Genomic DNA, 9,007 nt, shown 5'->3' with positions numbered 1-9,007 from the left:
GCAGCCCTGCTATTGAGCGTACGTTGGACTATTGGACGTTCATCTGGCAATGTGTAGCATACGGATGAGGCAGAACAGCTCGGACAGGGGGTGGCCGATCCCCCGTAGCGCCTCGGATCATCCTGGATCGGACGGTCGGCCAGGTCGCGATGCGGCGACCCGGCGCCCGCGGGCGTGCACGCTGCGGAGCAGAAAAACGCGGCCGGTGGGGGACCAACCGCCGACACCGGGTACGGATTTGCGAACCGTGGATCGGCGACGCCACGACGATTCCGGGGCCCGGCGTCGACCGGACCGAAAACGGTCGGGCTGTCGCTGTCGGGCGACCCGCCGGTAGCACCCGGGACGGTGAACTTCCGGAGGCCTTCGGAAATGGAAGGATGGAGATCAACCTGGCGCGGGGGATAACCAGCGCACCGGCGGATTTCCGACGTCCACCCGCGTCACGAGGCCTCCCCGAGCGGCCCGCTTCTGGGATGATTCACCAAGGGTTCCGGCCAGGGCGGATGGAGGAGCCATGCCACGACCCGAGCGCGCAGGTCGGGCCCGGTCGCATGCGGCCGGGGCGGGCGAGGCGGACGCGCAGCTGCGCGGTCTCATCGATGCGGGTCGCAGCAAGCTGCCCCCGAGAACGGCGATGCGGGCCCGCGACGCCGCCCGGCCCACCGACGCCGACCTCGCCGAGGCCGAGCGATCGGTGGTACTGCATCGCGGATCACGCCCCGCACCGGCGACCCCGTCGACCAGCCCCACCGACCCGGTCCGCCGCGGCCGGGGTGCCCGCAGGACCCGCCGACGCTCCGACCGCGGATCCGCCGGACCGCGTGAGAGCGGCCCTGCCGAGACCGGGTCCTCGAAGACCGGAGCTTCGAAGACCGGGTCCTCGAAGAACAGGTCTCAGGAAGCCGACGGGGCCGACCCGGGCACCGACGGTACGTCCCCGGTCCGCTCGTAGGTCGAGAGCATCCGAAGCCGCCGCACGTGTCGTTGCTCCCCGCTGAACGGCGTGCTGAGGAAGACCTCGGCGAACGTCAGGGCCGCCGTGACGGTGTACATACGCGCGCCGAGGCTCAGCACGTTGGCATCGTTGTGCTGGCGGGCCAGCGTCGCCGTCTGCTCGCTCCATGCCAGGGCCGCGCGCACCCCGGCGACCTTGTTCGCCGCGATGGCCTCCCCGTTGCCCGATCCCCCGATGACGATGCCCATGCTGCCCGGTTCGGCGGCGGTGGCGGCGGCAGCGGCGAGGACGAACGGAGGGTAGTCATCGTCGGGGTCGTACTCGACAGGACCATGGTCGACGGGCGCGTGGCCCAGCTCCACCAGACGCTCGGCGAGCGCCTCCTTCAGGTGGAAGCCCGCATGGTCAGATCCCAGATGGACACGCATGATGTGTCATCATGCCCGATCACGTGAGGATCGGGTCCTGGCCCCAGGTCCGTTTGAGCTCGTGGAAGCCGGGGGTAGCAGCGACGAGCAGAACTCCGTCCCAGAAGACCGCTTCGGTCGCGTCCGCGGGCAAGGGTACGGACGTGGGTGTGGGTACGAACGTGGCCGCGGGGGTGTCGAGAGTTTCGGCGCTCATGTGGTCTCCTCGGTCGACGGCACCGTTCGACCGGGATCAACCCGTCGGGGTGGTGGTCACTTCCCGCTCACGGCGAGATAACCGGCGACCCTGTTCACCATGGCAGCGAACGGAACGGCGGCGATGGCACCGGGGATGCCGGCCAACACGCCACCGGCCGACAGCGCGATGACAATCGCGAGCGGATGCAACCGCACCGCCCGCCGCATGACCAGCGGCTGCAACAGGTGCCCCTCGACCTGCTGCACGGCCAACACGACACCCAGAATGATCAACGCATCCGGCACGCCATTCGAGACCAGGGTCACCAGTACCGCCGCGGCGCCGGCCACCGTCGCCCCGACAATCGGGACGAACCCGCCGAAGAACGTCAGCAGGGCCAGCGGCGCGACGAGCGGGACACCCACGCCGACCAGGCCGATGGTGATACCGATCGCGTCGACCGCCGCGACAAAGACCGTCCCACGAATGTAGCCGGTCAACGTGTTCCACGCCTCCCGACCGGCGCCACGCACCCGCTCCTCCGCTCCGTCCGGGAAGCGGGTGACGATCCAGTCCCAGATACGATCCCCGTCGTACAGGAAGAAGAAGGTCGAGAACAGGGTGACGAGCAGGCCGGTGAGCACCTCGGCGGCCACCGAGGCGCCGGAGATCACCCCGGAGACCAGGCGCCCCCGGTTGTTCGCCAGGCTCTTGCGGATGTCGTCGACCAGATTGTCGATCTGGCTCTGTGACAGGTGGAGCGGACCGTTTCTCAGATAGCCGCGGATCTGCTCGACGCCCTCGCTGACCTGGTCACTGACCGTGGGGATCTCGTTCGCGGCGTTGAAGCCCACCGCCACCCCGACACCCACGAACACCGCGAAGAACACGAACAACGCGGTGAAGGCAGCGCCCAGCCGGTTCATACCGAGCCGCTGCAGCCGGTGCGCGAGCGGATGGATGAGAGCGGCGATGAGCAGCCCGGCGATAAGCGGAATCACCACGATCCGGACCCGTCCCACGACCATCAGCAGGATGTAGATGGCCGCGCCCGTGACGATCAGACGCCACGACCAGCCCGCCGAGACCCGCAGCGCGACCGGGATGTGATAATCGGCCCGCCGAGCCGGGGACTCCCCCCCGCCAGCGGCCCGCGGCCCGCCTGGTGGCTCGGATGCCGCCGCCTCGGGCATCGGCGCGGTGGGCATCGGCGCGGTGGACGGCCCACCGCCGGCCGGAACGGCTGAGGCCCGGCGAGCCCGGTGAGGGCGCCCGGGGACGCGACCGAGCCCCGCCACCCGTCTCACCGGCGGCTCCCTTCCTGTCCTGCCCTCTTCCTGCCTTCCCGCGACCGCGCGGACATCCCGATCCTCCCGCAAGCTGGTCACGCGGAAGATGTCGCCATCGTGCCGCATCGGCGACCAGCGAGAGCGGGCACCCTGCGCCAATCACCACAATCCACCATCTCCGGCACCGGTACCACGGCCGACGGCCCGACCACCACGCCCCCGACCACCACGTCCCCCGGCAGCGACCGTTCCCCTCATCGGCGTGGGAGACTGGGAACACGGTGATGACCGTGTGCAGTCCTGCAAGTCCGTGCCGTCCGAAAGGAACCGGGTGCCCAACAACCTCACCCGCGACGAGGCGCGCGAGCGCGCCCGCCTGCTCAACGTTGCCTCCTATGACGTCGAACTCGATCTGACGACCGGCCACGAGACCTTCCGCACGTCAACCGCGGTCATCTTCACCTGCGTCGAGCCTGGGGCGTCGACGTTCATCGAGCTCGCCGCCACGAAGGTCGACGAGGTCGTTCTCAACGGAGCGCCGCTCGACCCCGCCGCGGTGTTCGACGGCGAGCGGATCCGGCTCGCTAACCTCGCGGAGTCGAACCGGCTCACGGTGGTGGCGGACGGCGTCTACTCCCGCACCGGTGAGGGCCTGCACCGCTTCGTCGACCCGGTGGACGAGGCCGTTTACCTCTACACCCAGTTCGAGACGTACGACGCGCACCGGATGTACGCCTGCTTCGACCAGCCCGACCTCAAGGCGACGTTCACCCTCACGGTCACCGTCCCGGCGGACTGGAAGGCGATCTCCAACAGCGCGGTCGCCGCGGTGGCGGAGGCCGCGATCGGGGTGCGCACCATCCGCTTCCTGACCACCCCGGTGATGTCGACGTACATCACCGCGCTCGTCGCCGGCCCGTACCACGAGGTCCGCGACCACCACGACGGCATCGACCTGGGCCTCTACTGCCGCCGATCGCTGGCCGAGTTCCTCGACCCCGCCGAGCTCTTCGAGATCACCAAAGCCGGGTTCGACTTCTACCACCGGGTGTTCGACTACCGGTACCCGTTCGGCAAGTACGACCAGTTGTTCGTGCCCGAGTTCAACGCCGGGGCGATGGAGAACGCCGGCTGCGTGACCTTCCTGGAGGAGTATGTCTTCCGGGCGAAGGTGACCGAGGCCCGCCGCGAGCGGCGGGCCGAGACGATCCTGCACGAGATGGCGCACATGTGGTTCGGTGACCTGGTCACCATGCGCTGGTGGGACGACCTGTGGCTGAACGAGTCGTTCGCCACCTACATGTCGGTCCTCGCCCAGGTGAACGCGACCCGCTTCACCAACGGCTGGACGACCTTCGCCAACGCGGAGAAGGGCTGGGCCTACCGCCAGGACCAGCTCTCCTCCACGCACCCGATCGTCGCCGACGCCCCGGACATGGACGCGGTGCGGACGAACTTCGACGGCATCACCTACGCCAAGGGCGCCTCGGTGCTCAAGCAGCTCGTGGCCTGGGTCGGCCAAGAGGAGTTCCTCGCCGGGCTGCGGGCGTACTTCCGCCGCTACGAGTACGCGAACACGTCGCTGCGCGACCTGCTCGACGAGTTGGAGAACGCCAGCGGGCGGAACCTGACCGCCTGGTCCGCGGACTGGCTGGAGACCACCGGCGCGAACACCCTGCGGCCACGCTTCTTCACCGACTCCTCGGGCCTGTTCACCTCGTTCGACGTGGTGCAGGAGCCGGCGTCGGCGCCGCCGACCGCCTCGCGCACGCTGCGCCCGCACCGGCTCGCGATCGGCCTTTACGATCGGGACGCCACCGGCGCGCTGGTCCGGCGGGAACGGGTCGAGCTCGACGTGACGGGCAAACTCACCGAGGTCGCCAAGCTCGTCGGTGCCCGCCAGCCGGATCTGATCCTGCTCAACGACGACGACCTCACGTACGCGAAGGTGCGCCTCGACGAGCGGTCGCTGGCCACGCTCGTCGAGGCGATCGGCGCCATCTCCCAGTCACTGCCCCGGACGCTGTGCTGGGCGGCGGCCTGGGACATGACCCGCGACGCCGAACTCGCCGCCCGGGACTACGTCCGGCTCGTGCTGTCCGGGGTGACCGCTGAGGACGACATCGGCGTGGTGCAGTCGCTGCTGGCCAAGGCGGACCTGACGATCGACACCTACGGCGACCCGGCAAACCGGAAGCCCGCGCTGCGCGCGCTGACGGAACGCGCCGAGGAGCTGGCGCGCGCCGCGGCCCCCGGCAGCGACCTGCAGCTCGTCTACACCACCTCCTTCGCCCAGGCCGAGGAGGCCGACCAGGTGGCGCGGATCCGGGCGCTGTTCGAGGGCACCGACGTCATCGAGGGACTCGTGCTCGACACCGAGCTGCGCTGGACCCTGCTGACCCAACTCGTCGCCCGGGGCGTGTACGCCGACGCCGAGATCGACGCGGAGCTCGCCCGCGACCGCACCGCCACCGGCGAGAAGCGAGCGGCGACCGCGCGGGCGGCACGGCCGACCGCGGCGGCGAAGGCGGCAGCCTGGTCGGCGGTCATGGACTCGGACACCCTGTCGAACCACTTGGCCGCCGCGACGATGGGCGGTTTCTGGATCTCCGACCAGCTCGAGCTGACCCGGCCCTACGTGGACCGTTTCTTCGACGAGATCGCTGGGATCTGGGAGACCCGCAGCTTCGACATGGCCTCCGCCATCACCCAGATGCTGTTCCCGGCGTCGGTGATCGAACCGGAGACGGTGGCGAAGGTCGACGCCTACCTGGCCGAGCACAACCCGGTTCCGCCCCTGCGGCGGGCCCTGCTGGAAGGCCGCGACGGGCTCGTCCGGGCGCTGGCCGCACGCAAGAAGGACATCGAGGCGGCGGCGTAGCGTACCCGCGTCAGGCCAGTCGGAGCCGGCCCGGCCGGAGGAACCGGCCGGGCCGGCTCCTCCGGGATCAGCGGGGTCAGGGCGTCGGGCTGACCGCCAACGAAGGCTGCGTCGGGGGGAGGGTCCCGGCGGCTGCGCCGCCCGCGCCACCTGCCGCGTCCGCGAGCTGGTGGATGCCGGTGATCAGGCCGCCGACCAGATCGCCCAGCGCGAAGCTGGAGGCCATCGTCAACGCGGCGAGCCCGGTGGCCGAGTCGCTGATCCGCTTCCTGGCGGCCGGAGTCGTGGCGATCCGTACGAACCGCTGCCCGGGCGAGACGAGGATCAGCACGGCGGCATCCCACCCCGCGTCGTCGACGAGGTTCGCGAGGATCCGCTCGGCGGCGAGCCGGACGTCGCCGCGCACCGCGCCGATCCGGATGCTGACGTGGATGCCGGTACGCGTCTCGGCAAGCTCCCGGGCCCGGTCCAGCCGGTCGAGCTGCTCGTGGGTGAACGGCTCACCAGTTGCCACTGGCACCACCCGCGCCGGGAAGGGCGGTCTTCGTCTGCTCGCCCTCGATCTCCTCCGGCTTGGAGCCGATCCAGATCTCGTCGTGCTCCCAGGGTTGCCCCGGGCGGTAGCGCACCGGCCCGCTCTTGCGGCTCGACCACGCGGCCAGCAGGATCGCGATGACGAACCCACCGACGATGGTGCCGCCGTAGATCGCCCATGCCTGCACGGCCGTGAGCGGATCGGGGTTGTAGGGGGTTCCGATCTCCCCGGCCGCGGCGCTCACCGCGAACACCGGCACCGCGAACAGCGCGAGGCCGACAACGGTGAGAGCCCGGCGCGGCGCGATCCTGGATCGCGACCCCGGCGCGAGGTGCGCCCCCGGGCACGGGCGGGAGGTGCCGGCGAACGGCAGCCATCGGGTCTGGCGCGGTCGACGTCGAGTCACGCAGCGAAGATTACCGGGAAATGAGGTTACGGTCCTCGTCTGGGGATGCCGCACCGGCGGACGACACGCCCCGGACCTGGGCAACCCGGACCTGGGCGAGGAACTCGCCAAGCCTGCGCACGTCCGGATCGGTCAGCAGACGTTCTACCGTAACCGGCCGACCGGCGGAGTCGGTCACCGGGAGCCGCCAGTTCGGATAGGCGTCGGTCGTGCCCGGCAGATTCGGCTGATGCCGGTCGCCCAGCGCGTCACCCGGCGACCCGAGCACGATGCGGCACGAAGACCGCACCAGCAGCCGGTGCAGCGCGAAAACGATCTCCTGCCGAACGGCGGGGTCGAACTCCGGCCGGCCGCGCCCGCCGGGGTTCCCCCGTCCGCCGAGGCCCGCCGCCGCGCCCGTCGGATCCACCAGTCCCTCGGATCGCACCAGCTCGACCAACGCGTCCCGCTCGGCTCGCCAGCCTGCCGCCTCGGCCTCCTCCGAACGCCCGAGCAGCCCCAACCGGGCGCGGGTGCGCACGTGCTCGCCCTCGAGGTAGCCGGCGGCGGTGGGCAGGTCGTGCGTGGTGAGGCTGGCCATCGTCGCCGCCCGGTACGCCGTCGGCGGCAACGGGCGGCCCTCGGCGTCCTGCTCGAACCACAGCACCGTCGAACCCAGCACGTTCATGCGGGCGAGCGTCGTCGCCACCGATGCCTCGACGGTACCCAGATCCTCCCCGACGACGACGGCGCCGGCGCGGGCGGCCTCCAACGCGAGCAGGCCGAGCATCGCCTCGGCGTCGTAACGCACGTACGTCCCGTGAGCGGCGCCCGCCCCAGCCGGAATCCACCACAGCCGGAACAGGCCGAGGATGTGGTCGACCCGCAGCCCGCCGCCGCGGCGCAGCACCGAGGCGACCATCTGACGCAACGGCGCGTACCCGGCCTCGGCCAGGGCGTCCGGCCGCCACGGCGGCAGCCCCCAGTCTTGGCCCTGCTGGTTGAAGGTGTCCGGTGGGGCCCCCACGCTCGCGCCGACGGCGAGAACGTCCTGCAGCGCCCAGGCGTCCGCACCGCCCGGATCGACGCCGACGGCCAGGTCGTGCACGATCCCGGCGGCCATCCCGGCAGCCCGGGCGGCGGCCTGCGCCACGGCGAGCTGCTGGTCGCAGCGCTGCTGGAGCCACACGTGGAAGGCGACACGGTCGGCCAGCTGCGCCCTCGCCTCGGCGACGGCGGGCGCGCCCGGATGAGCGAGACCCGCCGGCCAGGTCCGCCAGTCCGGGCCGTACCGCTCGGCGAGCGCGCTCCAGGTCGCGAAATCGATCAGGTCGGACCCGGCGGGCTCGGACCCGGCGGGCTCGGCGGACCCGGCGGATGCCACCTGCTCGCAGCCACGCCGGAAGACCTCGAAGAGCAGTTCCAGCGCGGCCAGCTTCGCCCGCCACACCACGTCCCGATCGAGCAGACCGTCCCGCCGCCCGTCGCGACGGGCGCCGCGGGCGAGCTCGTCAACGGCCGCCCGGGTGGCGGGATCGGCCCGGGCGTACTCGGGCGTCCGCTCCGGTCGCAGGTAGAGCGGGGAGACGAAACGGCGGCTCGCGGGCGAGTAGGGGGACGCCGCGACGGGCAGGGTCGGCGCACCCGCATGCAGCGGATTCACCAGCAGCACGTCGGCACCCGCCCGGCCCGACCAGTCGGCGAGCGTCGCGAGATCGCCATAGTCCCCCATCCCCCAGGACGACGTCGAGGTGAGCGCGTAGAGCTGGATCATCCAGCCCCAGGCGCGGGCCGGCGGGGCGAGGGCGGCGGGGCCGGGCACCGCGGCCGGCACGGCAACGACCTGGCAGCGATGCCGCTCGGTTCCGGCGTCGATGTGCAGCACGTGGTCCCCCAAGGGCAGGCCCGCCGGGAGCCCTATCGGCCGGGCGACCCAGGGCACACCGTCGAGCACCCGCTCGGCCAGGGGGGCACCGGGGGGATCGAGGACGATTCGGCCGCCGGTGCCGAGCTCCAGCTCAGCGTGTGGAATGATCTCCACCGGCGTGTGAACGACCACCGGGCGCGGTGCTGCTGCGACGACGACGGCGCAGGCCGGCACCCGGCGTCGCCAAGGCCGCTCCAGCGCCGCCGCGAGCGCTGCGGCGGGATCCGTCGGATCGACCCCCGCCAGCCGCAGGACGGCCCGGACGGTGTCCGGCGCGACCTGTACCGGGACACCGTCGGCCCCGAGGTAGGACGTCGCCACGCCGGACACCGCGGCGAGTTCGGCGAGGACCGGGTCGATGGCGGGGTCCACTACCGGCGTCCCAGCGGGCTGCGGTCCCGCCGGGGCGGTGGGACCGGCGGGGGA

At 71.6% G+C, this 9,007-nt stretch carries 7 protein-coding genes; 1 reads left to right on the top strand and 6 read right to left on the bottom strand.

What is annotated here, in order from left to right; genetic code table 11:
- Positions 1–897: 897 nt before the first annotated feature.
- The 3 genes from AC08OX_RS11065 to AC08OX_RS11055 are packed head-to-tail and all read right to left on the bottom strand — an operon-like array spanning position 898 to position 2,871.
- Positions 898–1,386, bottom strand: a complete 489-nt coding sequence (locus AC08OX_RS11065; RefSeq protein ID WP_476607732.1) for a ribose-5-phosphate isomerase — start codon at positions 1,384–1,386, stop codon at positions 898–900.
- A gap of 19 nt (positions 1,387–1,405) precedes the next feature.
- Complete coding sequence (locus AC08OX_RS11060; protein ID WP_476607731.1) at positions 1,406–1,582, bottom strand: hypothetical protein; 177 nt, start codon at positions 1,580–1,582, stop codon at positions 1,406–1,408.
- 56 nt (positions 1,583–1,638) lie between these two features.
- Positions 1,639–2,871, bottom strand: a complete 1,233-nt coding sequence (locus AC08OX_RS11055) for an AI-2E family transporter (RefSeq protein WP_476607730.1) — start codon at positions 2,869–2,871, stop codon at positions 1,639–1,641.
- A gap of 313 nt (positions 2,872–3,184) precedes the next feature.
- Here AC08OX_RS11055 and pepN point away from each other — a divergent pair, with 313 nt between their 5' ends.
- Complete coding sequence (pepN, locus tag AC08OX_RS11050; RefSeq protein ID WP_476607729.1) at positions 3,185–5,734, top strand: aminopeptidase N; 2,550 nt, start codon at positions 3,185–3,187, stop codon at positions 5,732–5,734.
- 76 nt (positions 5,735–5,810) lie between these two features.
- Here pepN and AC08OX_RS11045 read toward each other — a convergent pair whose 3' ends face one another.
- The 3 genes from AC08OX_RS11045 to malQ form a co-directional block, all read right to left on the bottom strand.
- Complete coding sequence (locus AC08OX_RS11045) at positions 5,811–6,248, bottom strand: DUF5130 family protein (protein WP_476607728.1); 438 nt, start codon at positions 6,246–6,248, stop codon at positions 5,811–5,813.
- Positions 6,235–6,675, bottom strand: a complete 441-nt coding sequence (locus AC08OX_RS11040) for a hypothetical protein (RefSeq protein ID WP_476607727.1) — start codon at positions 6,673–6,675, stop codon at positions 6,235–6,237. The genes AC08OX_RS11045 and AC08OX_RS11040 overlap by 14 nt, the downstream gene beginning before the upstream one ends.
- Before the next feature lie 10 nt (positions 6,676–6,685).
- Positions 6,686–9,007: 4-alpha-glucanotransferase (gene malQ, locus AC08OX_RS11035; RefSeq protein ID WP_476607726.1), on the bottom strand; the 2,322-nt coding region annotated here is incomplete at its 5' end.

It is taken from the genome of Frankia sp. CoBUL1 (assembly GCF_978021245.1).
This window is presented reverse-complemented; position numbering and strand designations above follow the sequence as displayed.